The organism is Streptomyces sp. NPDC058650 (genome assembly GCF_042717315.1).
Classification (GTDB): domain Bacteria; phylum Actinomycetota; class Actinomycetes; order Streptomycetales; family Streptomycetaceae; genus Streptomyces.
This window is the reverse complement of sequence record NZ_JBHXRL010000015.1, coordinates 86199-110455: the sequence shown is the minus strand read 5'-3', so window position 1 is coordinate 110455 and position 24257 is coordinate 86199. Positions and strand designations below refer to the sequence as shown.

Annotated in this window: 21 protein-coding genes; 9 read left to right on the top strand and 12 right to left on the bottom strand. The window is 72.4% G+C overall.

Annotated elements, in window-relative coordinates:
• Nucleotides 1-10: 10 nt before the first annotated feature.
• From ACFWWU_RS25200 to ACFWWU_RS25190, 3 genes are all read right to left on the bottom strand, one after another.
• Nucleotides 11-664 carry a pyridoxal 5'-phosphate synthase gene (locus tag ACFWWU_RS25200; RefSeq protein ID WP_384148058.1) on the bottom strand — a complete coding sequence of 218 codons (654 nt, stop codon included), beginning with the start codon at nucleotides 662-664 and terminating at the stop codon, nucleotides 11-13.
• Nucleotides 661-1965, bottom strand: a complete 1305-nt coding sequence (locus ACFWWU_RS25195; RefSeq protein WP_384148057.1) for an FAD-dependent monooxygenase — start codon at nucleotides 1963-1965, stop codon at nucleotides 661-663. Before ACFWWU_RS25195 ends, ACFWWU_RS25200 begins: the two co-directional genes overlap by 4 nt.
• A 118-nt stretch (nucleotides 1966-2083) precedes the next feature.
• Nucleotides 2084-3247: an acetyl-CoA acetyltransferase gene (locus ACFWWU_RS25190; RefSeq protein WP_384148056.1), complete on the bottom strand. Its 1164-nt coding sequence runs from the start codon at nucleotides 3245-3247 to the stop codon at nucleotides 2084-2086.
• 106 nt (nucleotides 3248-3353) lie between these two features.
• Between ACFWWU_RS25190 and ACFWWU_RS25185 the strand changes: the two genes are divergently transcribed.
• Nucleotides 3354-4709 (top strand): acyl-CoA dehydrogenase family protein, encoded by a 1356-nt coding sequence (locus ACFWWU_RS25185; RefSeq protein ID WP_384148055.1) that lies wholly within the window; start codon nucleotides 3354-3356, stop codon nucleotides 4707-4709.
• Nucleotides 4710-5180: a nitroreductase family deazaflavin-dependent oxidoreductase gene (locus ACFWWU_RS25180; RefSeq protein ID WP_384148054.1), complete on the top strand. Its 471-nt coding sequence runs from the start codon at nucleotides 4710-4712 to the stop codon at nucleotides 5178-5180. It begins immediately after the preceding gene.
• A 123-nt stretch (nucleotides 5181-5303) separates the two neighbouring features.
• On the opposite strand, the gene ACFWWU_RS25175 is transcribed toward ACFWWU_RS25180, so the two are convergent.
• Nucleotides 5304-5951, bottom strand: a complete 648-nt coding sequence (locus ACFWWU_RS25175) for a TetR family transcriptional regulator (protein WP_017241026.1) — start codon at nucleotides 5949-5951, stop codon at nucleotides 5304-5306.
• 331 nt (nucleotides 5952-6282) lie between these two features.
• Between ACFWWU_RS25175 and ACFWWU_RS25170 the strand changes: the two genes are divergently transcribed.
• Both ACFWWU_RS25170 and ACFWWU_RS25165 read left to right on the top strand, forming a co-directional pair.
• Complete coding sequence (locus ACFWWU_RS25170) at nucleotides 6283-7068, top strand: VOC family protein (RefSeq protein ID WP_384148053.1); 786 nt, start codon at nucleotides 6283-6285, stop codon at nucleotides 7066-7068.
• A gap of 476 nt (nucleotides 7069-7544) precedes the next feature.
• Nucleotides 7545-10040 carry a PQQ-binding-like beta-propeller repeat protein gene (locus ACFWWU_RS25165; RefSeq protein ID WP_384148052.1) on the top strand — a complete coding sequence of 832 codons (2496 nt, stop codon included), beginning with the start codon at nucleotides 7545-7547 and terminating at the stop codon, nucleotides 10038-10040.
• A gap of 13 nt (nucleotides 10041-10053) precedes the next feature.
• Here the strand turns inward: ACFWWU_RS25165 and ACFWWU_RS25160 are convergent, their stop codons facing one another.
• Nucleotides 10054-10677: a hypothetical protein gene (locus tag ACFWWU_RS25160; protein ID WP_384148051.1), complete on the bottom strand. Its 624-nt coding sequence runs from the start codon at nucleotides 10675-10677 to the stop codon at nucleotides 10054-10056.
• Nucleotides 10678-10803: 126 nt separating this feature from the next.
• Here ACFWWU_RS25160 and ACFWWU_RS25155 point away from each other — a divergent pair, with 126 nt between their 5' ends.
• Nucleotides 10804-11439 carry a hypothetical protein gene (locus ACFWWU_RS25155; RefSeq protein WP_384148050.1) on the top strand — a complete coding sequence of 212 codons (636 nt, stop codon included), beginning with the start codon at nucleotides 10804-10806 and terminating at the stop codon, nucleotides 11437-11439.
• 9 nt (nucleotides 11440-11448) lie between these two features.
• Here ACFWWU_RS25155 and ACFWWU_RS25150 read toward each other — a convergent pair whose 3' ends face one another.
• Genes ACFWWU_RS25150 through ACFWWU_RS25140 form a run of 3 tightly spaced genes read right to left on the bottom strand, consistent with a single transcriptional unit; the run spans nucleotide 11449 to nucleotide 13835 of the window.
• Nucleotides 11449-12243 carry an enoyl-CoA hydratase/isomerase family protein gene (locus tag ACFWWU_RS25150; protein ID WP_384148049.1) on the bottom strand — a complete coding sequence of 265 codons (795 nt, stop codon included), beginning with the start codon at nucleotides 12241-12243 and terminating at the stop codon, nucleotides 11449-11451.
• Nucleotides 12240-12671, bottom strand: coding sequence for a Zn-ribbon domain-containing OB-fold protein (locus tag ACFWWU_RS25145; protein WP_384148143.1), 432 nt, complete (start codon nucleotides 12669-12671; stop codon nucleotides 12240-12242). The genes ACFWWU_RS25150 and ACFWWU_RS25145 overlap by 4 nt, the downstream gene beginning before the upstream one ends.
• 21 nt (nucleotides 12672-12692) lie before the next feature.
• The gene (locus ACFWWU_RS25140; RefSeq protein ID WP_384148048.1) at nucleotides 12693-13835 is read right to left on the bottom strand and encodes a lipid-transfer protein; all 1143 of its coding nucleotides are present in this window, start codon (nucleotides 13833-13835) and stop codon (nucleotides 12693-12695) included.
• 84 nt (nucleotides 13836-13919) lie between these two features.
• Between ACFWWU_RS25140 and ACFWWU_RS25135 the strand changes: the two genes are divergently transcribed.
• Both ACFWWU_RS25135 and ACFWWU_RS25130 read left to right on the top strand, forming a co-directional pair.
• The gene (locus ACFWWU_RS25135) at nucleotides 13920-15470 is read left to right on the top strand and encodes a FadD3 family acyl-CoA ligase (protein ID WP_384148047.1); all 1551 of its coding nucleotides are present in this window, start codon (nucleotides 13920-13922) and stop codon (nucleotides 15468-15470) included.
• A 146-nt stretch (nucleotides 15471-15616) separates the two neighbouring features.
• Nucleotides 15617-16267 (top strand): hypothetical protein, encoded by a 651-nt coding sequence (locus tag ACFWWU_RS25130; RefSeq protein WP_384148046.1) that lies wholly within the window; start codon nucleotides 15617-15619, stop codon nucleotides 16265-16267.
• A 99-nt stretch (nucleotides 16268-16366) separates the two neighbouring features.
• On the opposite strand, the gene ACFWWU_RS25125 is transcribed toward ACFWWU_RS25130, so the two are convergent.
• The 4 genes from ACFWWU_RS25125 to ACFWWU_RS25110 form a co-directional block, all read right to left on the bottom strand.
• Nucleotides 16367-16564 carry a hypothetical protein gene (locus ACFWWU_RS25125; RefSeq protein WP_384148045.1) on the bottom strand — a complete coding sequence of 66 codons (198 nt, stop codon included), beginning with the start codon at nucleotides 16562-16564 and terminating at the stop codon, nucleotides 16367-16369.
• 15 nt (nucleotides 16565-16579) lie between these two features.
• Nucleotides 16580-17380, bottom strand: coding sequence for a hypothetical protein (locus ACFWWU_RS25120; RefSeq protein WP_384148044.1), 801 nt, complete (start codon nucleotides 17378-17380; stop codon nucleotides 16580-16582).
• Nucleotides 17381-18251: 871 nt separating this feature from the next.
• A complete protein-coding gene (locus ACFWWU_RS25115) occupies nucleotides 18252-18455 on the bottom strand; it encodes a hypothetical protein (protein ID WP_384148043.1) in 204 nt (67 codons plus the stop codon).
• Between the two features lie 223 nt (nucleotides 18456-18678).
• Nucleotides 18679-21717 carry a BTAD domain-containing putative transcriptional regulator gene (locus ACFWWU_RS25110; protein WP_384148042.1) on the bottom strand — a complete coding sequence of 1013 codons (3039 nt, stop codon included), beginning with the start codon at nucleotides 21715-21717 and terminating at the stop codon, nucleotides 18679-18681.
• Between the two features lie 244 nt (nucleotides 21718-21961).
• Here ACFWWU_RS25110 and ACFWWU_RS25105 point away from each other — a divergent pair, with 244 nt between their 5' ends.
• On the top strand, nucleotides 21962-23203 hold the full coding sequence (locus ACFWWU_RS25105; RefSeq protein ID WP_384148142.1) for an amidohydrolase family protein: 1242 nt from the start codon (nucleotides 21962-21964) through the stop codon (nucleotides 23201-23203).
• Nucleotides 23204-23323: 120 nt separating this feature from the next.
• Nucleotides 23324-24244, top strand: a complete 921-nt coding sequence (locus ACFWWU_RS25100) for an LLM class F420-dependent oxidoreductase (protein WP_384148041.1) — start codon at nucleotides 23324-23326, stop codon at nucleotides 24242-24244.
• Nucleotides 24245-24257 lie beyond the last annotated feature (13 nt).

Genomic DNA, 24257 nt, shown 5'->3' with positions numbered 1-24257 from the left:
TGCGCCGCTTTCAGGGCCAGAGCAGCTCGCGGACCCAGCGCTCGTCTGTGCGGCGGTAGCGGAGGCGGAGGTGGCGGCGCTGTGCGTCCCCCTGGAAGAACTCGACCTCGGCCGGTTCGACCACGTACAGGGTCCAGGTGGGGGCGTGGGCCTCCGGCTCGGCCTCGGCCCGGCGCCAGGCCGCCGCGCTCGCCTCGGCGAGGGCCTCGGGGGAGTCCAGGACCTCGCTCTGCCGGCCGACGAGCGCCGAGGCGAGGGCGCCGGTGGTGCGGGCGTGGAGGTCCTCGTACGCCTCCTCGGGGGTGCCGGTGGTGACGGTGCCCCGGATCCGGACCTGGCGGCCCTGGACCGGCCAGTAGAAGCCGAGGGCGGCCTCGGGGCGGGCGGCGAGCTGGCGGCCCTTGGCGCTGCCGGCGTGCGAGGCGAAGTGCCAGCCGCGCTCGTCGGCGTCGTGCAGCATCACCGTACGGACGTCGGGCCTGCCGTCCTCGTCCACGGTGGCCAGGGAGAGGGTGTGCGGCTCGGTCTGGCCGGCCGCGACCGCCTCCGTGAACCAGTCGTGGAAGAGGGCGAGGGGCTCGGGCGGGGCGCCCGCCGGGTCGAACGAGGGGAGCTCGGTGTCCCAGACCCGCAGGGAGCGGAGGGCGTGGTGGAAGTCGGTCATGCGGTCACGGTAGGGCGCAGGGTGCCGTCGCCCGTCGCCGGCGTCGCGGTCGGCGTGGCGGTCGGCGCGGCGTAGTCCTCGATCGGGACCGCGTTGGCCGCCGCCTGGATCCCGTCGCGGATCTTCTTCGCGATGAGGTTCTTCCAGGGCGTCCTCGGCAGGGTCCGCACCATGAGCATGCGCAGGGCGATCTTCCACTTCGAGCCGACGGTCATCTCCTTGACGAAGCCCTCGGCCATCTTCTGGTTCTGCTCCACGCCCGGCCGCATCCGCTCCTCGTAGCGGGCGAAGGCCACGGTGTGGTCGCCGCCCGCCCGGGCCAGCTCGCCCGCCAGGACGTACGCGCCCGTGAGGGCGAGGCCGGTGCCCTGGCCGGAGGCGGGGGAGGAGCAGTGGGCGGCGTCGCCGAGGAGGACGACGCGCCCCCGCGACCAGCGGTCCATCTCGACGAGAGCCATGGAGTCCAGGTAGAAGTCGTCGGCGCCGGCCGCGTGCTCCAGGAGCCGGGGGACCTCCCAGCCGTCTCCCGCGAACGTGTCGGCGAGCAGCCGCTTCTGGTCGGCGACGTCCCGGAGGTCGTAGGGGACGTCCTCGGGCGCGGAGAAGACGAAGAGGTTCTTCGCGTCCGTCTCGCCGGAGGAGCTGTAGACGCAGAGCAGCTTCTCCGGGATGGCGTGGTACGTCTCCCAGCGGTCCAGGCCCAGGTGGTTGGGGGCGGTGAAGATGGAGATGTACGCGCCGAGGTGGCGCGTGAACCGCTCTTCCGGGCCGAAGACGAGCTTCCGGGTGTTCGAGTGCAGCCCGTCGGCGCCGACGACGAGGTCGAAGCGGCGGACGGTGCCGCTCTCGAAGGTCACGGTGACCCCGTCCGTGTCTTCGGGGCCGTCTTCGAGTTCGGCGATCGAGTCGTCGAAGAGGTACTCGACGTCGTCGCGGGTCCGGTCGTAGAGGATGCGGGCGAGGTCGCCGCGCATGATCTCGTCGTCCTCCTCGACGCGTCCGCCGAAGATGTCGGCGGGCAGCTCGCCGATGGTGCGGCCGGTGTCGTCGACGTACGAACCGCCGCGCATGTCCGTGGACTTGGCGCGGATCTCGTCGAGGACGCCCATCCGCCGGCAGACCTCGATCGCGGTGCCGCGGATGTCGACCTTGTAGCCGCCGGTGCGGAGCTCGGGGGCGCGCTCGACGACGGTGGGGGCGAAGCCGTAGCGGTGCAGCCAGAGGGCGAGGGCGGGGCCGCCGATGGAGGCGCCGGAGATGAGGACGGTCTTGGCGGCGGTGTTCGTGGCCTGGTGCGTCATCGCAGGACTCCTTGTCGGGTGGTGCGGGCCTTCCCCTGCCCGCACCGATGACTATACGGATGTCCTACACGACTGTCTATGACGCTTGTATAGATTCTTGCCGGCCTGGATCGCCGGGTCAGTCGCGGCCGAGCACCACCGTCCCCGAGGAGCAGAACCAGCCCCCCGTGCCCGAGGCCACCGCCAGCCGCGGGAGCGAGCCGTCCGCCCGCCGCACCTGGAGTCCGGGCGCCTCGCCGCGCAGCTGCCGCACCGCCTCCACCAGCAGGAACAGCCCCCGCATCCCGGGGTGGCAGGCCGAGAGCCCGCCGCCGTCCGTGTTCACCGGCAGCCGGCCCTTCTCCCCGAAGAACGCGCCGCCCTCGCCCTTCGCGCAGAAGCCCAGGTCCTCCAGGGTCACCAGGGTCATGTAGGTGAAGGCGTCGTAGATCTCGGCGAGGTCGACGTCGGCCGGGGTCACCCCCGCCTGCTCGAAGGCGAGCCGGCCGCTGACCGCCGCCGGGGAGACCGTGAAGTCCTCCCACTCCGACATCGTGGTGTGCGAGACGTGCTCGCCCGTGCCGAGGATCCAGACGGGGGACGTCCGGCAGTCCTTGACGTACTCCTCGGCGACGAGCAGCACCGCGCAGCCGCCGTCGCTGCGCAGGCAGCAGTGCAGCTTGGTGAACGGGTCCGCGATCATCGGCCCGTCCAGGACCTCGTCGACGGTGATCGGGTCGCGGAACATCGCCTCGGGGTTGAGCGCCGCGTTCGCCCGCGCCTCCACGGCGACCTCGGCGAGCTGCTCCAGGGTCGTCCCGTACTCGTGCATGTGGCGGCGGGCGGCCATCGCGTACTTGGCGATCAGGGTGTGCCCGTACGGGACCTCGAACTGGAGCGGGCCGCGCGAGCCGAAGGAGAGGTTCGCGGTGCGGCGCCGGGCCTTGATGTCGGCGCGGGCGGTGGAGCCGTACACGAGCAGCACCGCGTTCGCGTGGCCGGCGGCTATCGCGTCGGCGGCGTGCGCGGCCATGACCTCCCAGGTGGCGCCGCCGACGGCGGTCGAGTCCACCCAGCGGGGACGCAGGCCCAGGTATTCGGCGACCTCGACCGGGGCGAGCGTGCCGAGCCCGGTCGAGGCGATGCCGTCGATCAGCGAACGGTCGAGGCCGCTGTCCGCGAGGGCGCGCCGGGCGGCCTGGGCGTGGAGTGCGTACGGGGTGGCCTCGTCGACGCGGCCGCTGTCGGAGAGGGAGACGCCGACGACGGCGACGCGGCGGGGGCTGCGTGGAGTGGCGGGCATGAATCTGACGGTACATCAGATTTGTCGAATCGGGACCGGCGTCTCTCTGGGCAACCGGCACCGTACCGCCCTAGCATGACGCACCGTCAGATACGGAGGGAGCTCCATGGACGCCGCCGACACAGCAGCGGACTCAGCCGCCCGCGCCACCGCGCCCGAGGTCGCGCTCGCAGTCGCGCTCACCGGGGAGCAGCAGAAGTTCCGCCACACCCTGCGCGACCTGCTCGCCGAACGGGCCGGACCAGGGGAGAACCGCGCCGCCACCCCCGAGGGATACGACACCGGGCTCTGGGCCCGACTGTCCGACACCCTCGGCCTTGCCGGGCTCGCTCTCCCCGCGGAGTACGGAGGCGCCGGCCGCGGGCCCGTCGAACTCGCCCTCGCCTGCGAGGAGACCGGCCGCGCCCTCGCGCCCTCCCCGCTCCTCGCCACCGCCGTGCTCGCCGCCCCGCTGATCGCCGCCCTCGGCACCCCCGACCAGCGCGCCGAACTCCTCCCGCGCATCGCCGCCGGGAGCCTGACCTGCGCACTCGCCGTGCCGGGCGGCTCCCTCGCGCTCGCCCTCGGTCTGACCGGCGACAACGCGGCGGAGCACTGGTCGGGCGGCGGCCGGGCCGGCGGGATCCAGGCGCGCGCCGTGGAGGGGGCCGGGGCCGGGCCAGGGGCCGGAGACGGAGACGGAGACGGGGGCGGGGCCGGCGAGGGGAGCGGGGCCGGGGCCGCGGGCTGGCGGCTGTACGGAGAGGCCGCCCAGGTCCTCGACGGACACAGCGCGGACCTGCTGCTCGTCGCCGCCCACACCGGCGGCTTCGCCCGGAGCCGCACGCTCCTCTTCCTGGTGAGGGAGCGGGAGGGCGGGAGCCCCGGGGTCGTACGGACCCGGCGGCCCGACCTCGACCTCACCCGCCCCCTGGCCACCGTCGAACTCCGGGACGCCGAGGCCGAACTCCTCGGCGAGGAACCGGCCGACGTCCTCGGCGCCCTCGCCGCCACCGGCCGCACCGCAGCCGTGATGCTGGCCGCCGAGGCGGTCGGCGCGGCCGGCGCCGCACTCGACCGGGCGATCGCCCACCTCGGCTCGCGCGCACGCTCCGGCCGGCCGACCGGCCCCTTCGACGCGCAGGCACACACGCAAGCACACACGCAGGCGCAGGCGGCCAAGGGCACCCTCGCCGACCTCTACGTCCGGGTCGAGGCCGCCCGCTCCCTGACGTACTGCGCGGCCCGGGAGCCCGGGCCCGGACCCGAGGGCGGGCCGCTCGCGCTCGCCCAGGCCCTGGAGGCGCTGCGCGCCACGGCGGGCGAGAGCGGCCGGCTCCACGGCGGCGACCCCGCCGGGGACGAGGAGGCACGGCTCTTCTTCCGGCGGGCCGCCTCCGACGAGCTGCTCTTCGGGCCCGCCCGGCGCCTCCGCGCCCGGGCGGCGGAACGGACCGGACTCTTCGGAGAGGTGGCGGCGTAGATGCCCGTCGGCGTGAGACTGATGCAGAAGGTGTCCTCGACGAGGACGTTCGCCCGGATCGCCCCGCACGTCATCCCCGCGATGGACAAGGCGGTGCACCGGCTGACCAGGGGAAAGGTGCTGCTCAGCGCCCGGATGCTGCCCGGGGTGATCCTCACCGCCCGGGGCGCGAAGAGCGGGCGGCCCCGGGTGACGCCGCTCGCCTGCATGCCGGAGCCGGACGGCGGCTGGCTGCTCATCGGCTCCAACTTCGGCCGCCCGGGCCATCCCGCGTGGACGGCGAACCTCCTCGCCCACCCGGATGCCGAGGTCAACTGGCGGGGCGAGGACATCGCCGTACGGGCGGAGCTCCTCGCGGGCGAGGCACGGGCCGCGGCCTGGACGTCGGCCCTCGCGTTCTGGCCGCCGTACGCCACGTACCAGCAGCGGGTGGAGCGGGAGATCCGGCTCTTCCGGCTGACCCGGCGCTGAGGTCCGTGCTGCCGTCCCGGAAACGGCGACGCCGACGGCGGTTCCGCTCCGTGGGGGCGGAGCGGTACCGCCGTCGGCGTCGACGACAGGACGGGTGAAGGAGGGAGGGGAGGGAGGTAGGGGCTATCTGGTCGGCTTCTTGCCGGTGATGCCCAGGTGGACCAAGAGGGCGAGGTTCGGCTTGAGTTCGGCCTGCTTGACGCCCCAGGTCTGGAAGCCCTTCTGGTGGCCGGCGACCGAGGCCAGCATCGCCACCAGGGAGCCCGCCATGGCGGCCGGGTTGACGTCCTTGTCGACCTTGCCCTTGGCCTGGAGCTCCTTCACCGCGTCCGTGAGGGAGTTGGTGACCGAGTTCAGGATCTTCATGCGGATCTTGTAGAACCGCTTGTCGCCCTCGGCGGCCCCGAGGTCGACGACCCGGAGGATCGCGTCGTGTTTGCGCCAGAAGTCCAGGAAGCCTTCGACGAGTTCCTCGGAGGTCTGCCAGCCGGCCTTGCCGACCCAGGAGCGGCCGGAGACCAGCTCGGTCAACCCGGCGCCCTCCTTGGCCATTTCCTCCGCGATCTCGAGAACCGCACCCTCGACGTCCGGGAAGTACTGATAGAACGTCGCGGGTGAAGTACCCGCCTTCCGGGCCACGTCGATGACCTTGACGTCCCGGTACGGCGAGGAGCTGAGCATCTCACCGAGGCAGTCGAGCAGCTTCTGCCGCGTCGCCTGGCCGCGTCGTCCGGCCACGCGGCCGTCGACGGTGCGTACTTGTCCTGTCATGCCGTCAGCTTACCGAGGGGGGATCGGCGCGCGATTCGGCCGACTGCAAATGGGGTGCGGCCCGGTTCCGGGAGCGTTCCGGGAGGTCGGGGACGGTCTGGGGCTCGGGGCGCGGGGGCGGGTTCAAGCCAAGGTCGTGGAGGCAGCGGTGGAGTCGCGGTGGAGTCGTCGGATCGGCCGGGGGAGCCCCGTACCCGAATAGGCTTATGAACAGCCTGTGGACAACTTCGGTGGACAACTCAAGCGCCCCAAGGGTTCCGACCCCATAAATCGCCTTTATGTTCGCATGTCGGGGCGTGCGGGAGACCCCCCGCGGTCCTAGCGTGGAATCATGGCCGTACGCACTGAGGGCACCCCCTGCTGGGTGGACGCGCAGCTCCCCGATCTCGAAGCGGGCAAGCGCTTCTATCGCGAGCTCTTCGGCTGGACCTTCGACCCCGACCGCGACGAAGCCCTCCTCGACGGACGCAGGGTCGCCGGGCTCCTCCCCAAGCGGGACGGCCGCATGCCCACCACCTGGACCGTCTACCTCGCCACCCAGAACGCCGGCACCCTCGCCGAGCGGATCAAGGCGGCCGGCGGGCAGATGGTCATGGAGCCGTACCCTGTCGGCCCGTTCGGCGTCCTCGCGCTCGCCGCCGACCCCGGCGGCGCCGTCTTCGGACTCCGCCAGGCGGGCGACGACGACGGCTTCGAGAAGACGAACGAACCGGGCGCCTTCTGCTGGATGGAGGTGTACACCCGCCGGCCGGACGCCGTCGACACCTTCTACGCCACCGTGTTCGGCTACCTCGGCCGCCAGGCCGACGCCGACGAGGAGGGCAGGGCGGCCGGCTTCGACTACCGCGTCTGGTCGCCTCCCGGCTCCCGGCCCGGCGACGACAGCGCCTTCGGCGGGCGGGCCGTCATCACCGACGACTTCCCCGCCGAGATGCCCGGCCACGTCCTCGTCTACTTCGTCGTCGAGGACTGCGACGAGGCCTGCGCGACCACCGTCCGGCTCGGCGGCCGGGTCGCCACCCCGCCCTTCGACACCCCGCACGGCCGCATCGCCGTCCTCCACGACAACCAGGGCGCCCGCTTCGCGGTCCTCGAGGAACCCGCCACTACGCCCTGATCCGCCCCGGTCCGGTGCCTCGACGCGAGCGAGCCCAGATGCGCGCCCACGAGCTCAAGCACCCGTTCGTCCCCGGGCGGGAGGCCTTCGAGTCGAGTGCGGATCGTCACACCTGACGACCCCGGGGCCACGTCAGACGGCTCGATCGCCCGTAGAGCGGAGTCGGACATGCGGCCCCGCCCCGACTGTCCAGTGGTCGGAGACCCCAACCGTCACCGTCCGTAGACGTGACGGCCACTGTTGCATCCGCACCGTGAGCTTCGCACCGCCCGCCGTGCCACCAAAACCCGTACAAAAGCGCCGCTACCGCACATGTACGCCACAACAAGCGACATCTCGAACACTCACTCGCGTTCATGGAAACCGAACAGGCGACACCCCGATCCGCCCCCGGGTTCGCAACCAGGCCCTCGGACAGGAAGAATCAGGGCCACGGGGCCGTACTTTCATGGCCCGTACGGGGAGGTGGCAGGCAAGTGGAACAGCTGACGCAGCACGACCCGAGACGTATCGGGCCCTTCGAGGTGCTGGGCCGGCTCGGCGCGGGCGGAATGGGCCTGGTCTATCTCGCGCGCTCGGCCTCGGGCCGGCGCGTGGCGATCAAGACCGTGCGCACGGAGCTCGCCGAGGACCAGCTGTTCCGGGTCCGCTTCACCCGGGAGGTGGAGGCCGCCCGGGCGGTCTCGGGCTTCTACACGGCCGCCGTGGTGGACGCCGACCCGCGGGCCGCCGTGCCGTGGCTGGCCACCGCCTACGTCCCCGCGCCCTCCCTCGAAGAGATAGTGAACGAGTGCGGGCCGCTCCCGGCCCAGGCCGTGCGCTGGCTCGCGGCCGGTGTCGCCGAGGCCCTCCAGTCCATCCACGGCGCGGGCCTGGTCCACCGCGACCTCAAGCCCTCCAATGTCCTCGTCGTCGAGGACGGCCCCCGGGTGATCGACTTCGGCATCGCGTCGGGCGTCTCCAACACGCGCCTGACCATGACCAATGTCGCCGTCGGCACCCCCGCCTACATGTCGCCCGAGCAGGCCCGCGACTCGCGCAGCGTCACCGGCGCGAGCGACGTCTTCTCGCTGGGCTCCATGCTGGTCTTCGCCGCCACCGGCCACGCGCCCTTCCACGGCGCCAACCCGGTCGAGACCGTCTTCATGCTGCTCCGCGAGGGCCCGGACCTGGAGGGCCTGCCCGACGAGCTGCGGCCCCTCATCGACTCCTGCATGCAGATGGACGTCACCCGGCGGCCCAGCCCGGCCGACCTCCAGGCCCAGCTCGCCCCGCACCTCTTCGGTCCCGGCAGCGACGACAGCGGCACGGCCTCGGCCTGGCTGCCGCACCGCGCCACCGCCATGATCGAGGAGCGGCGCAACGGCGGCCGTTCCGTCCCCGGGCCGACCGCCCCGCCGATGCCGCCGCGCCCGCCCCGGGAACCCGCCGACTGGTCCGGCGACCCGCGCTCCCCGGAGCCCGGCCCGGGGCCCTCCGGCGGTCGGCGGCCTTCGCACGTCGATGGCGGCCGGCAGCCCTCACACGCCGATGGCGGCCGGCAGCCCGAGCCCGCGCACCTCGGCGGCCGGCACGCGGGTCCCGCCGAGAGCGCCGGCGGCCCCGTCCGCCTGGGCGGCGCCACCGTCCCGATCGGACCGGGCCCCCGGGTCTCGGACACCCGGGCCGCGCTCGCCGTCGGCCGGAGCGCCGACGCGGGCCCGGCCACCGGCTGGATCAGGCCGCCCGCCGGCGGCCCGCACGGCGCCGAGCCCGGCCCGCTGCCCGGCTCCCGCCCCGTCTCCGTACCCCCGCAAGGGGAGGCCGCCGCACCGGCGCAGCCGCCGGAGCCCGGCCCCTGGCGGCCCTGGCGCTTCCGGATGTCGAACGACGTCTGGGGCACCCCGGTCGTCGACGGCGACCTGCTCTACGTGACCTCCTTCGAGGTGCACGCCCTGGACACCGGGAGCGGCCGGCGCCAGTTCAAGACCCGGGACGTGGCCTGGTCGATGGCCGTCGCCTCGGGCCGTATCCACGCCTCCGACGGCCCCACCCTGTACGCCCTCGACGCGACGGACGGCAGCGAGCGCTGGCGGCTGCACACGGACGCCTGGGTGTACTCCCTCCAGGTCGACCGGGGCACGGTCGTCACCGGGACGCGCGGCGGCGGGGTCCAGGGCTGGGAGGCCTCCAACGGCGCCAAGCTGTGGGAGGTCACCGGCGCCCAGACCGACTTCGAGACCCCGGAGGCGGGGCCCGCCGTGCACGGCGACACCGTGTACGTGTGGCGGGAGGCCCGGCTCCAGGCCCTCGACGCCCGGACGGGTGTGGAGCGCTGGTCGTACCCGATCGGCGACGCCGCCTCCTGCGCCGGCGTGCCCATCCGGGTCGCCCCGGCCGAGGACGGCTGCGTGTACGTCTCCGCCGGCACCCGGGTCCTCTCGATCGACATCGCCGCCGGGCACGTCCGCTGGCACTTCGAGGCGCCCGCCGTCTTCCTCTCCCCGCCCGCGTTCGCGCCGGGACCGGCCGTCACGGGCGGCGGCGTGTACCTCTCCGACCACCTCGGCACGGTGTACGCGCTCGACGCCACGACCGGCCAGGACCGGTGGCGGATCGCGACCGAGCCGCGCCAGTCGGCGGAGCCGGTGCTCGTCGCCGACGGCAATGTCCACGTCGGCAGCGGCAGCGCGCTCTACACGCTCGACGCGGTCACCGGCACCCCGAGGTGGCGGTTCGCGGCGGGCGGCGAGCTCGTCGGCTCCCCGGTCGTCGCCGACGGACGGGTGCACTTCGGCTCCGCCGACCACGTCCTCTACACCCTGGACGCGACCGGCGGCCAGCTGCGCTGGAAGCTCGCGACCGGCGGCGAGATCACCGGCTCGCCGGTGGCGAAGGGCGGGGTCGTGTACGCGTGCAGCAAGGACCGCTGCGTGTACGCGCTCGACGCGGTCAAGGGCACGGCCACGGGCAGGGGGTCCGCTCCGCGCTGACGTCTGCTTCCCGCTAGCGCTGCTGCGGGGGCGGTGACTGCGGGGGCGGGCCGTCCCGGTCCGGGTCCCGGACCGGGACGTCGAACGGCTGGGTCGGCGCGGCGTACGGGGTCGAGGCCTGCGGATGGTGGTCAGGTCCATCGCCGGGACCGTCCGGCGGCGGGCCGTCCAGTGTGGGGTGGGTGGGCCGCGGCTCGTGGTCCACCGGCTTCACCCGGTGCGCGTGGGTCCGGCCGGACATCACGAGCGCGCCGAGCAGCAGCAGGGCCCCGCCGCCGAAGGCGTTCGCGACACCGTCACCCAGGCCCCTGCCGTCGCCGGAGATCACGAGGCTGCCCTCGGCCTGGCCGACCCGCACCATCCAGAAGACGGTGAAGCCGAGGACGACGAGGCCGGCGAGGGCGACGAGCAGCCGGGAGCGGAGGGCGACCCCAACGACCGTGACGAGGGCGGCGAAGGCGAAGGGCAGCAGGATCGAGCCGATCACCTCGGCCTTTGCGTCCGTGATGCCCGTGAACAGCTCGTCGATCGCGTAATCGCGTCCGTGACGGCCGTCGTACCAGGCACGGAAGGGGCTCCAGACGGCGGCCGTCGCTCCGGCGAGGGCCAGGACCGAGCCGATGACGTTACGGAGCATCGATCGGCCTCCTTGAGGGATCCGGCTCTCGCTCCCGACGCTACGCCGGGTCCGGGGGCCCCGCCATGCGGCACAAGCCATCCCCTAGGGTGGCGCGGACACGACATGGAGACACGGGGAGGGCCGATGGTGCGCACGCGCCTGAAGATGGCGGCGACGCTCACGGTGGTGGTGCTCGCGCTGACCGGATTCCAGACAGGTCACGGCAGCAGCAGCAGCAGTGGCAGCGGCGGCGGCAGCGGGAAGAGCAAGAGCGGCAAGAGCCGCGGTCACTCGGACGACGACGACTCGGGCGGCGGTTGCTCCAGCGACGAGAAGAGCAACGACGACTACAGCGGCTCGGGCGGCTCCGGGTCCCAGACGACGGCGCCCACCCCCACCGCCTCCCGCGCGGTGGCCGAGGTCGTGGTCGTCGACTGCGTGAAGCCCGCGCAGCGGAAGCGGAAGGGCAAGCCCGCCCGCAAGGCGGACACCACGGCGACCCTGCGGATCACCTCGAAGAGCGCGTACACGGAGACGTTCGCGGTGACCCTGGAGTTCAAGGGCTCCTCGGGGGCCGCGGTGGACTCGGCCGAGGCCCTCGTCACCGTCGAGGGCGGTGCGACGAAGACCTTCGAGGTCGCGATGAAGACCCCGAAGGCCGTCGACCAGGTGAGGAACTGCTGGGTGTACGACGTGCGCGAGGAGCCCGGCGCGACCGCGACCCCCTCGGCCACCGACGCTGCCACCGCCTCCGTCACTTCCTCCGCTACCTCGTCCTGAACCCCGCCCCTACCTCGTCCTGAACCCCGCCCCCCGCCGGGTGAACAGCTCCGCCTGACGTTCCGGCGTCAGGTTCCCCAGGGCGACCAGGTGCGGCGCGTGGGCGAGGGCCGGGGTGCGGGACGGCTCCGTGACCGACCAGAGCGCCCGGACCGTGCCCTGGACGGCCTCGGTCGGATGCGCGGCGATGACGGCGGCGGCCCGCACGGCGGCCTCCAGGGCCCCGCCGGCCGGGGTCAGCTCGGAGACGAGCCCCGTCTCGTACGCGCGCCGGGCCGAGACCCGTTCCGCGCTGCCCATCAGGGCCATCCGGGCGATCTCCCCGTAGGGCATCCGCTGCGCCATGTGGATGGTCTCGAAGGCGCTGACCATCCCGTAGGTGGTGTGCGGGTCGAAGAAGGTGGCGTCCTCGCCCGCGACCAGGAACTCGGCCTCGCCGAGCAGGTAGAACGCCCCGCCGCAGGCCATGCCCTCGACGGCGGCGATCACCGGTTTCCACAGGTCGTTCGCCTTGGGGCCGATCGTGAGGAGGGGGTCGTCGATCGTGTACGGGGACGAGGGCTGCGGGATGTCCCCGACGGCGTCCCGGTCGATGCCGGTGCAGAAGGCCCGCCCCCCGGCCCCGGTGACGACGATCGCGCGGACCTCGTCCTCGTACCGGAACCCCCGCCAGACGGCGGCGAGCTCACGGGCCATGCCCAGGGTGATCGCGTTGTGCTTCTCCGCCCGGTCGAGGGTGACGACGGCGACCCCGGTCTCCTTGTCCCGCCCGACGCGGATGCCGGCGGTGCCCGGGGTGCTCACCCGCGCTCCAGGAGCCAGCGCGGGACGGTGACGCCGTCGACCTCCGTGAAGGCGACCTTCACCGGGGCGCCGATGCGCAGCCGACCCGGGTCGACCGAGTTCAGGGGTGCGTCGGGGGTGGTGACGACGTTGCCGACGAGGCGGATGCGGGGGGCCTCGGCCAGTTCGACGAGGACCGCGTTGTACCCGGGCTGGGCGGCGTAGTCGGGCAGGAGCGGCGGGTGGGGCAGGACGTACGACCAGATGCGGCCGCGTCCGGACATGAGCCGCCACTCGCTGTCGAAGGAGCGGCAGTGCGGGCAGCAGGGGCGGGGCGGGAAGCGCAGCTCGCCGCAGTCGGGGGCCGCGCAGGCCTGGACGCGGAGCTCGCCCCGGGCGGCGTACTCCCAGAAGGGAGCGCCGTCCTCGTCGGCGACGGGTGTCAGCATCGGCATCGGTGTCTCGGCTCCTCAGGCTCGAAGGAGGATCGCGGAGGTGGGGACGCCCTCACCGGCGGTGACCAGGCACGTGGCGGCGTCGGGTACTTGGGCGGTGGAGCTGCCGCGGAGCTGCTTCACGCCTTCGTTGATGAGGTTGAAGCCGTGGACGTACGCCTCGGAGAGGCCGCCGCCGCCGGTGTTGAGGGGCAGCCGGCCGCCGATCTCCAGGGCGCCGCCCTCGGTGAACGCGGCGCCCTCGCCGCGCCCGCAGAAGCCGTAGCCCTCCAGGGAGAGCGGGACGAGCGGGGTGAAGGCGTCGTAGATCTGGGCGACGTCGACGTCCTCGGGGCCGAAGTCGGCCTGTTTCCAGAGGTGCCGGGCGGCGGTCCAGGCGGGTCCGGAGAGCGGGTCGTCGTTCCAGTAGTTGACCATGCCGTGGTGCTGGGCGGGCAGGCCCTGGGCGGCGGAGTGCACGTACACCGGCTTCTGGCGGCAGTCGCGGGCCCGCTCGGCGGAGACGATGACGCAAGCCAGCGCCCCGTCGGTCTCCAGGCAGTTGTCGAAGAGGCAGAGGGGTTCGCTGATCCAGCGGGAGGTCATGTACATCTCGCGGGTCATCGGGCGCTCGTACATGATCGCGGCGGGGTTCTGGTTGGCGCGGTTGCGGCAGGCGAGCGCGACGTTGAAGAGGTGGTCGCGGGTGGCGCCGTACTCGTGCATGTAGCGGCGGGCGAGCATGCCGATCTCGTCGGCGGGGCGGAGCAGCCCGAAGGGGCGGGTCCACTGGCCGGGGGTGGCGAGCTGGGCGGCGGTGTTGGTCCATGGCCGGGGTCCGGAGCCGCGTTTGCGGGAGCGCCAGGCGACGCCGACGCTCGCCTGCCCGGCGGCAATGGCGGCGGCGAGGTGGCCGACGGTGGCGCAGGAGCCGCCGCCGCCGTAGCCGACCTTGGAGAAGAAGGTGACGTCGCCGGCGCCGATGGCCTTGGCGACCTCGACCTCGTCGGTCTCCTCCATCGTGTACGAGGCGAAGCCGTCGACCTCCGAGGGGTCGATCCCGGCGTCGTCGAGGGCGGCGAGGATCGCCCGGCAGGCGAGGGCCTTCTCGGACTCGGGGAGCTGTTTCGCGAAGGCGGTCTGTCCGATTCCGACGATGGCCGTGGCGTCCTTGAGCACCGAACCTCCTCCTGGGGCATGACTACTGACAGCGCGTCAGGTTACAACTAATCTGACGGATAGTCAGCTACAGGGAGGGTGGGTATGCGCGGCGACCTGGAGTGGGGCACGATCCCCGGGCTCGTACGGGCGGCGGCCGAGCGGTACGGGGAGCGGGAGGCGGTCGTCGACGGACGCGCCCGCGTCACGTACGCCGAGCTCGGCGAGCGCGTCGAACGGGCGGCCGCCGCCTGTCTGGCCACCGGGATACGGGCGGGGGACCGGGTGGCGGTCTGGGCCCCCAACACCCTCGACTGGATCGTCTCGGCGCTCGGCGCCGTCACCGCGGGCGCCGTCCTCGTCCCCCTGAACACCCGCTTCAAGGGCACCGAGGCGGCCTACGTCCTCCAGAGCTCCCGGGCCCGCCTGCTCTTCGTCACCGGCACCTTCCTCGGCACCTCGTACGTGGCCTCCCTGCGCCGCTCGGGCGTCGCCCTCCCGGACCTGGAGAAGGTCGTCGTCCTCGGCGACACCGCGCCCGACGAGGCGGGCTGGACGACCTGGAAGGCCTTCCTCGCGGAGGGCGACCGGATCCCGGCCGCGCGGGTCCGCGCCAGGGCCGACGCGATCGACCCCTCCAACCCCTCCGACATCATCTACACCTCGGGCACCACGGGCCGCCCCAAGGGAGCCGTCATCGGCCACGCCCAGACGCTGCGCTGCTACGAGGTCTGGTCCGGACTGGCCGGCCTCCGCGAAGGCGACCGCTACCTCGTGGTCAACCCCTTCTTCCACACCTTCGGCTACAAGGCCGGGATCCTCGCCTGCCTCATGCGCGGCGCGGTGATCGTCCCGCAGCCCGTCTTCACCGTGGACACGGTCCTCGCCAACGTCGCCGCCGAGCGCATCACGGTCCTCCCCGGCCCGCCCACCCTCCACCAGTCCCTCCTGGACCACCCCGCCCGCGCCGCGCACGACCTCTCCTCGCTCCGCCTCGTCGTCACGGGCGCGGCCGTGGTCCCGCTCCGGCTCGTCGAGCGGCTCCGCACGGAGCTGGGCGTCGGCACGGTCCTCACGGCGTACGGACTCTCCGAGGCGAGCGGCATCGTCACGATGTGCCGCCGCGACGACCCGGACGAGACCGTCGCCACCACCTCGGGCCGTCCGATCCCGGACACGGAGGTCCGCCTCTCGCCCACCGGCGAGGTGCTCGTCCGGGGCCACCACGTCATGCGCGGCTACTTCGAGGACGAGGCGGCGACGGCGGCGGCGATCGACGGGGACGGCTGGCTGCACACCGGGGACGTCGGCGTCCTGGACGAGGCGGGGAACCTGCGGATCACGGACCGGCTGAAGGACATGTTCATCGTGGGCGGCTTCAACGCCTATCCGGCCGAGATCGAGCAACTCCTCGGCCTCCACCCCGACATCGCGGACGTCGCGGTCGTCGGCGTCCCCGACCCGAGGCTCGGCGAGGTGGGCAAGGCCTTCGCGGTGCGCAGGGCGGGGGCGCGGGTGACGGCGGACGACCTGATCGCCTGGTCCCGGCGGGAGATGGCGAACTACAAGGTGCCGCGGCAGGTCGAGTTCGTGACGGAGCTGCCGAGGAACGCGAGCGGGAAGGTGGTGAAGGGGGAGCTGAGGGCGAGGGGCTGACGGCGCGGGCTGATGGCGCGGGCTGACGGCGCGGGCTCACGGCCCGGGCTCACGGCCCGGGGGAGTGCAACCAACTCCCCACGTGTACACGTCATACGAGCAGTCCTACGCTCCCCTTACCTCGCCCCCTCCTCCAGGAGCAGCCGGTGTCGACGCAAGAGATCCGCCTCACCCTCACGCCACAGCAGGCCGCCACCGGCGTCGTCATACCGGTCAACCTGCCGACGGGCCCCGTGCAACTCGCCGTCCCGCCCTGCCGCAACGGCGACCTGGTCCCCGCCCGGCTCGGCGACGGCGTGGTGTACGTGCGCATCACGGTCTCGGGCGGCAAGAAGTCCGGCGTCCTGGGCTGCCTGGTCCCGCTCGTCGTGATCGGCGCGCTCGTAGGCGGCGCGTTCCTCCTCAACGACGACGACAAGGACTCGGCCGGCTCCATGGGTCCGGGCCCGATCCCCACGTTCTCGGTCTCGCCCTTCCCGAGCCTCGACCTCGACCCCACCGCGACAGCCACTCCCACCGAGGAGGAGCCCGAACCGTTCGACAAGGGCACCTGCCTCAACGGCCGGCTGCCCGACTCGGAGACCGCGCAGAGCGTCGACGACGTCGAGGAGGTCTCCTGCTCGGCGTCGGACGCCCACTACAAGGTGATCCAGACGTTCCCGTTCACCTCCGACATGAACAAGTGCAACGCCAATCCCAAGACGGAGTACGCCTTCTCCCACCGGTACACGATGAACGGCACGGTCATCAGCCAGTACGTGTACTGCCTGATCGGCCTGGGCTCCTACGCCCGCTGACTGAACGCGAAACGGAGAGGGGCCTCGGATTCCATCCGAGGCCCCTCTCATCTGCCGCCGACTTGTGTGGGGAGGCTTACCCGACAGCAGAAGAACTTGCTAAACCGGGTTTCGTTCCAGCCCGTTGGCCGCTGATACCGCCCGCTTCTTGTAGCGAAAGACGAGCCAGCTGATTACGGCGACCTGAAGGGCGAGCCAGAGCACCATCTCCAGGGGGCCGAAGCCACTGCCTATGACTGCAAAGCTCACCGTGAACGCAACAAGCGTCAGGACGATTTGCAGGATGAGCGCCCTCATGGAATCTCCCAGTGCCTACGAGCCGGTGGTGAAGGTCACGCTGCCGTTACCGTAGACCTTGGTCTTCACCCAGGGGTACGTGTAGGAGCAGGCGATGTTGGTGATGACGCAGTGAGCCATCTTGCGCTTCATGTACGAGGTGGCGGAAAGTGTCTGGTTCGCCGATGTCACCTGGTTGATCTGGCGTTCCCTCGGCTCGACCCAGTCCACGGCGTTGGTGGTGTCGTCGGCACGGTATCGCCAGGCGCGGACCTTGCCGCCGCCGTAGTTGAATTCGGCCCAGTGGTGGTACTTGTAGATAACATCGCCGAGGTAGCTGTAGTGGGTACGGATGACGTGGGTCTTGCGCCACGTGCCGCCGGTGATACGCGGTGCGATGCCGGTGGGCTGGGCGCTGTCGGTTTCGGCCGGCAGGACTTCCCGGTCCAGCAGGGTGGAGTCGGCGGTGGACGACGGCTCGAAGTCGGCGGCTTCCGCCGGTGACAGCGGCTGCCCGTTGGCGGCGTCGACCGGCTGGCCGTCCTCGTTGAGGTCGGCCTGCTTGATCACGGTGGTCGGTGCCCGACGCGGATCCGGGAGCTTGGCGGCGAGCTCCGGATTCGACTGGATGAGGTCGATGTCAGCCTGGGACCAGGTGCCGTCGAATGTCCGCTGGATCGCCGCCTGAACGGCAGGGTCCGAGGGGTCGGCAATCGTCGCGGCCATTGAAGTGGCCGACATCAGACCGGTCAACAGCGACGCAGAGAGGGCGACCGTTCCGACAGTGAGCCGCCACTTCTTGTGGGTCTCGGTGGCGCCTGCATGGCGAAGATTCACTATAGTTGCCTTTTGGGTAAGAAGTTGCGGGCGCTGCAACTGACGCACTCATGGCCTAGGAACCGCGTGCGCAGAGGTAGTGCCCGCAGCCCCGATGTGTTCCCGGGGCGTCACGGACCGTAAGGCTTCGTTGATCAAGTTGTCTAGCCCATTAGTGTGCGCTGAGTAATTGCCCCAGCAGGGAAAAACCGGACCTCGGGTCTGATTCCGTCACGCCTTTTCTGGCGTATGCCCGAAACGTATGCAATGCCAGTGGCAGGAATCTCCACAATCGGAGAGTCTCATTCCGAAGGTCCGCGTCCCGTAAGCGCCGCCGGGCCTGGCGTCGGCGGCCCTGCGATGGCCCCGGTCGCCACCCGCGCCGCACCCTTCTCACCTGGCGACTCTTGGTGTGCTCGCAGCGACCGGTCTGGCCTGGCGGCTCGATTCACCGACGGCCAGGCCTCGATCTCCTGTGTGGCCGTCACGAGTCGGCGTGACAACGGCGGCCCGAGAGGGCACACCTGTTCATCACAGGCGAGGGCCGGAAACAGCGGACCCGGTCGCTTATCGCCACCGTGAATGTTACTCCTTGTGATCACTGGCGCGAGTGGCCGGAGGGCGCCCACATGACTCAGGAGCCGCATCTCGACCGATCGATCCGTCAGGTCACTCCGACGCCGTCCGCGCACGCAGGAGGGGCCGGGCAGTTGCCCGGCCCCTCCTCGCGGTGGTCCGATCGCGTTGCGCACGGGCCCTGCCCGGACGGATCCCCCCTGGGTCCGTCGGGTGTCCCCCGAGTCCGTGTGCTCCCCCGTCGACCGGACCTCCCTGATCGGCCTCGGCAGCTCCCCCGAAGTCGCCGCCGCGGCCTTTCCCCGTCGGGAATGGTCTACTTGGCCGGCTCCGACGTCGCGTGCAGGTCGTCGGTCGTGGCGACGGGCGGCTGCTTCGGGGTCAGGATCTTGTCCGCGATCGCGTTCGCGGGCTCGGACGTGGCGTGCAGGTCCTTCGTGACGATCTGCTCGCCCCCCGTGCCGGTGGCGTGCAGGTCCTGCGGCTTGACGATCGGGTCCGTGGCGTCGATGTCGCCCATGGTGGTCCCTTCCTGATGGATGGCTTCGCGTGCTGGTGTGTGGAGCCCGCCCGGCTGTTCCCCCGTGGACGGTCGGACGGGCCCCTAGGGGCCGTTCACCCTAGTGCTTCGGAGATACGGCTTCACCGGCGACCCGTGTGCCCCCCGACGCGACGGATCGTTGAGGACAACTCTGCCGGGGGGCGATAAACGAATGATGAACGTTCGTTGGAACGGCCTGGGATCAGGCGGCCATGCGCGCTGCCAGAAGCGCCCTGACCTCGGACGCTTCCGGGACCGACAACTCCTCGTAGATGTCGAGGGCTTCCTGCCAGCAGACCTGGGCACGCCCCGACTGCCCGATTCCGTGGAGCGCCCGGCCCAGGACCGTGAGGACGTTGCCGCGCCGCCATTCGCCGCCGATGCCGCGGAGTACGGTCAGTGCCTTCTCCGCGCTCGCGGCGGCCGCCCCGTACCTGCGCGCGGCGATGTCGACCTCGGCGATACGGAAGAGGGCCATGCCCTCCCACAGCCTCTGCCGGCTGTCCACGAAGACGTCGAGTGCCTCGCGGAGCCGCCGCCCGGCGGCGGGGAGTTGTCCGCTCTCGGTGAGCGCGAGGCCGAGGGCGTAGCGCCCGTTCGCGCCTCTGAGGGCATGGCCCATGTCGTCGTACATGTCCACCCCTTGCTGGGCCATCCGGACGGCGTCCTCCCGCCGGCCCGTCGCGAGGTGGATGCGGGAGAGGTTGCACAGTGCCGCGGCCTCGCCGGCGCGGTCCCCGGCGGCACGGAACTCGGCGATGGCCAGCGTGAGGTGCCTGTCCCCGTCCTCGTAGCGCGTCTGGTAGAGCGCGATGGCGCCCCTGGCGTTCGAGGCCCAGCACGTGGGGAGCGGATCCTCGACGGACCGGGCCATGCGGACGACCTCCTCCGCCTCCTGCTCGGCGCGGTCGAAGCGTCCCTGGTGGTGGTGCACGTACGCCAGGGTCAGGGCCGCCCGGCCCTCGGTCCGTACGTCGCCGGTACGCCGCGCCGCCTCCCGCAGCACCGTCGCCACCGCCTCGTACTCGCGGGAGTTCGCGCCCGACTCCGCCAGGTCCAGTGACGCCCACAGCAGGTCCACCGCTCGGCGGAGGGTCGTCGGGGACGGGGCCGACTGGCGGACCGTGGCCAGGAGGCAGTTGGCCTCCGCGTAGAGCCAGTCCTGGGCCGTGTGGCGGTCGGTGAAGGTGAGGCCCTCATGGGTCGTGGGTTCCAGGTGGTCGACCAGGCGGTCGCCCGGGCGCTCGATCGCGTACACCCTCGCCGCCGTCGAGAGGTAGAAGTCAAGGAGGCGGGAGAGCGCCGACTCCTTCTCCGACGGGGGCTGCTCGTCGCGGTCCGCGCAGGCACGCGCGTAGAGCCGGACCAGGTCGTGGTAGCGGTAGCGGCCCGGTGCCGCCGATTCCAGGAGGGACGTGTCGACCAGGGCCTCCAGGAGGTCCTCGGTGTCCCGGAGGGGGAGGTCCAGGACGGCCGCCGCGGCCGCGAGCGAGATGTCCGGGCCGTCGGCGAGGCCGAGGAGGCGGAAGGCGCGGGCCTGGGCCGGTTCGAGCTGGCCGTAGCCGAGTTCGAAGGTGGCCTTGACCGCGAGGTCGCCCGCCTGGAGTTCGTCGAGGCGGCGGCGCTCGTCGGCGAGCTTCGCGGCCAGGACCGAGACCGTCCACGTGCGGCGGGCCGCCAGGCGGGACGCCGCGATGCGGATCGCGAGGGGGAGGAAGCCGCAGGCGGCGACCACGTCGAGGGCCGATTCCCGTTCCGCCTGGACGCGTTCCTCGCCGACGATCCTCGTGAAGAGCTGGAGCGCCTCCTCCGGGGACATCACGTCCAGGTCCACCAGGTGCGCGCCCGCCAGGTCGACCATGCGGATCCGGCTGGTCACCAGGGCCGCGCAGCCGGCCGTTCCCGGGAGCAGCGGGCGGATCTGGGCCGCGTCCCGGGCATTGTCCAGGAGGACGAGGACCCGGCGGCCGTCGAGCGTCGAGCGGTAGAGCGCGGCCCGGTCGTCGAGGGAGTCCGGGATGGCCGAGTCGGGGGTGCCGAGGGCGCGGAGGAAGGAGCCGAGGACGGTTTCCGGGGCGGCGGCGCGGTTGCCCGCGCCCTGGAGGTCCACGTACAGCTGGCCGTCCGGGAAGTGCGGTCGGGCCTCGTGGGCGACGTGGACCGCGAGGGTTGTTTTCCCGACGCCGCCGATTCCCGCGAGCGCCGAGACGGCCATGACGTGTCCCTCGGCCGTCGCGAGGCGGCCGCCGAGTTCCCGTACGAAGGAGGCGCGGCCCGTGAAGTCCGGGACCGTGGCGGGGAGTTGGGCCGGGCGCGCCACGGGTGCGGCCGCCGGGGCCGCTTCCTCGACCGGGCGGGCCAGCTCCGCGTCGCCCTGGAGGATGCGCTGCTGGAGCCGGGAGAGTTCGGGTGTCGGGTCGACGCCGAGCTCGTCGGCGAGGAGCCGGCGCGTGTCCGCGTACACGGCGAGCGCCTCCGCCTGCCGTCCGCCCCGGTAGAGGGCGAGCATGAGCAGCTCGCGGAGCCGCTCGCGCAGCGGGTGCGCGGCGGTGAGGGCGGTCAGCTCGGAGACGGCCTCGGCGTGCGCGCCGACCTCCAGATCGATGTCGAGCCGGGTCTCCAGGAGCGTCAGCCGCCACTCCTCCAGTCGGGTCCGCTGCGTCTCGGCGTACGGGCCGGGTACGGAGGCGAGCACCTCGCCGTCCCACAGGGCGAGGGCCTCGGCGAGCCGGGCCCGGGCGCCCGCCCGGTCTCCGGAGGCCCGCAGCTTCTCGGCCGCGGTGGCCAGTTCCTGCGCGGTGAGGAGGTCCAGGGCCTTGGTGTGCAGGGCGTAGCCGCCGGATTCGCTGACCAGGACCTTGGGGTCCAGGGCCTTGCGGAGGCGGGAGGCGTACGTCCGTACCGCGGCGAGGGCCTGCGAGGGCGGTTCCTCGCCCCAGAGCGCGTCGATCAGCTCGGATGCGGTGGCGGTGCGCCCGCCGCGCAGGAGCAGGGCGGCGAGCAGGGCGCGTTGCTGCGGCGAGCCGGTGGGCAGGGCTTCGCCGTCCCGCCAGGCGCGTACGGGACCGAGCACGCCGAAGCGCAGCTCACCGCCGGTCGCGCTCGTGATACCCGTGCGCGCGCTCACCTCGGAATCCGTGCGCGCGCTCACCTCGGAATCCGTGCTCGCGCCCGCGTCGGCACCCGCGCCCGCCTTCCGAGCCCGCTGCACCGGAACTCGCGGCCCGTCTTCACGGCCCATAGCTCCCCCTGCCCGTACCGCTGGTTTCGCCCAGGACAGTCTGCCTTGTCCGGAGGGAGTCCGTCAGCATCGGGTCGGCCGAGAACGGGGCCGGGGGCGGGACTGGAGCGGGGCTGGAACCGGGCCGTTGCACGACCGTTGTGCGCCACGATAGCTGACGGGGCGTCAGATCAGCGCTACGGTGAAGGCCATGGAGAGCATGGAGAGTACGGAGAGCGGCAGGGAGAGTGGCATGAAGAGCGGCATGGAGAGCGGTACGGAGACCATCCCCGGGGACTTCCCGAGGATCATCTCGGTGGACGACCACACCGTGGAGCCCCCGCACGTGTGGCGGGACCGGCTCCCGTCCCGCTTCCACGACAGCGGCCCCCGGATCGTCCGCGCCCCCCTCAAGGAAATGACCTTCCTCGGCGGCAAGTTCGCGCCGGTCATGGGTGCCAAGGGCGACGACGGCCCCATCGGCGACTGGTGGGTCTACGAGGACCTGCACCGGCCCCTCACCCGGCTCGACACCGCCGTCGGCTACGACCGGGACGAGATACGGCTCGAAGTCATCACGTTCGAGCAGATGCGCCCCGGCTCCCACTCCGTCCCCGACCGCCTCGCCGACATGGACGTCAACCACGTCCAGTCCGCCCTCTGCTTCCCCACCTTCCCGCGTTTCTGCGGGCAGACCTTCACCGAGGCGAGCGACCGCGAGCTCGGCCTGCTCTGCGTCCGCGCCTACAACGACTGGATGGTCGAGGAGTGGTGCGGCCCCGAGGCGAACGGCCGGCTCATCCCGCTCACCCTCATCCCGCTCTGGGACCCCGAGCTCGCCGCCGCCGAGGTCCGCCGCAACGCGGCACGCGGGGTGCGGGCCGTCGCCTTCTCGGAGATCCCGCCCCACCTCGGGCTCCCCTCGGTCCACACGGACCACTGGGACCCCTTCTTCCGCGCCTGTGACGAGACCGGCACGGTCATCGCCATGCACATCGGCTCGTCCAGCCGGATGCCGTCCACCTCCGCCGACGCCCCGCCGGCGGTCGGCTCCACCATCACCTTCGCGAACTGCTGCTTCTCGATGGTCGACTGGCTGATGAGCGGCAAGTTCGAGCGCTTCCCGAACCTGAAGATCATGTACGCGGAGGGCCAGATCGGCTGGATCCCGTACATCCTGGAGCGCGCCGACGTCGTCTGGGAGGAGAACCGCGGCTGGGGCGGGGTCGCGGACAAGGTCCTGCGCCCGCCGTCCGAGCTCTTCGCCGGGCACGTCTTCGGCTGCTTCTTCGACGACGCCTTCGGCCTGAAGAACCTCGACTCGATCGGCGTGGGGAACGTCCTGTACGAGACGGACTACCCGCACTCCGACTCCACCTGGCCCAAGTCGCGCGAGGTCGGCGAGGCCCAGATGGGCCACCTGTCACCGGACGTCGTCGACCGCATCGTCCGCGGCAACGCGATCGACCTGCTGGGGCTGACGGCGGACGGCCTCTGGCGGCCGTAGAGGCCCCGCAGGAGGCGCAGGAGCCGTAAGGGTGCCGCAACCCCTTGTCTGATGGACCGTCAGGTACGAGCATGGGCTCGCTCGCATACATGACGGTTCGTCAGATCGAGGGGGTTTCCCATGGTGGTCTACGGGATGCAGCTGCCCGTCCAGTCGCAGTCCACCCTCTACGCCGAGGCCTGGGAGGCGGCCGCCGGCCCCGGTGACCTGCTCGCCGTCGCCCGCGCCGCCGAGGAGCACGGCTTCGACTACCTCGCGAGCTGCGACCACGTCGCCATCCCGCGCCGCCTCGCCGGGGCGATGAGCACCGTCTGGTACGACCCGGTCGCCACGCTCTCCTTCCTCGCCGCCGCCACCGAGCGCGTCCGGCTCCTCTCGCACGTCGCCGTCGTCGGGCTGCGTCATCCGCTCGTCACGGCCAAGGCGTACGCGACCCTCGACCACCTCTCCGGCGGCCGCCTGGTCCTCGGGGTCGGGGCCGGGCACGTCCAGGAGGAGTTCGAGGTGCTCGGGGTGGACTTCGCGCGCCGGGGCGCCGTGCTCGACGAGACCGTCGACGCGCTCCGGGCGGCCCTAGGCCCCGAGGAGTACCCCGAGCACCTGGGGGAGCGGTTCGCCTTCAAGGACCTCGGGCAGCTGCCCCGGCCCGCCCAGGAGCGGGTCCCCGTCTGGGTCGGCGGCTCCTCGCCTGCCGCCGTGCGCCGGGCCGCGCTCAAGGGCGACGGCTGGCTGCCGCAGGGCGACCCGCGCGACAGGCTCGCCGAGCAGATCCAGCGGCTCCTGCGGCTCCGCGCCGAGGCGGGGATCGCCGAGCCGATCACCGTCGGCGCGATCACCGAGGCGCTGTACGTCGGCGCCCCCGGCTGGGAGGTCGGCCGCCGCACCCTGAGCGGCTCCCCGGAGGAGCTCGCCGCCTCCCTGCGCGCGTACGGGGAGATGGGCGTGCACCAGATCCAGGTCCGGTTCCGCTCCCGGAGCCGTACCGAACTCATCGACCAGATGGCGGCCTTCGGCGCGGAGGTCGCCCCGCATCTGAACTGAGGAGCGTGGCAGG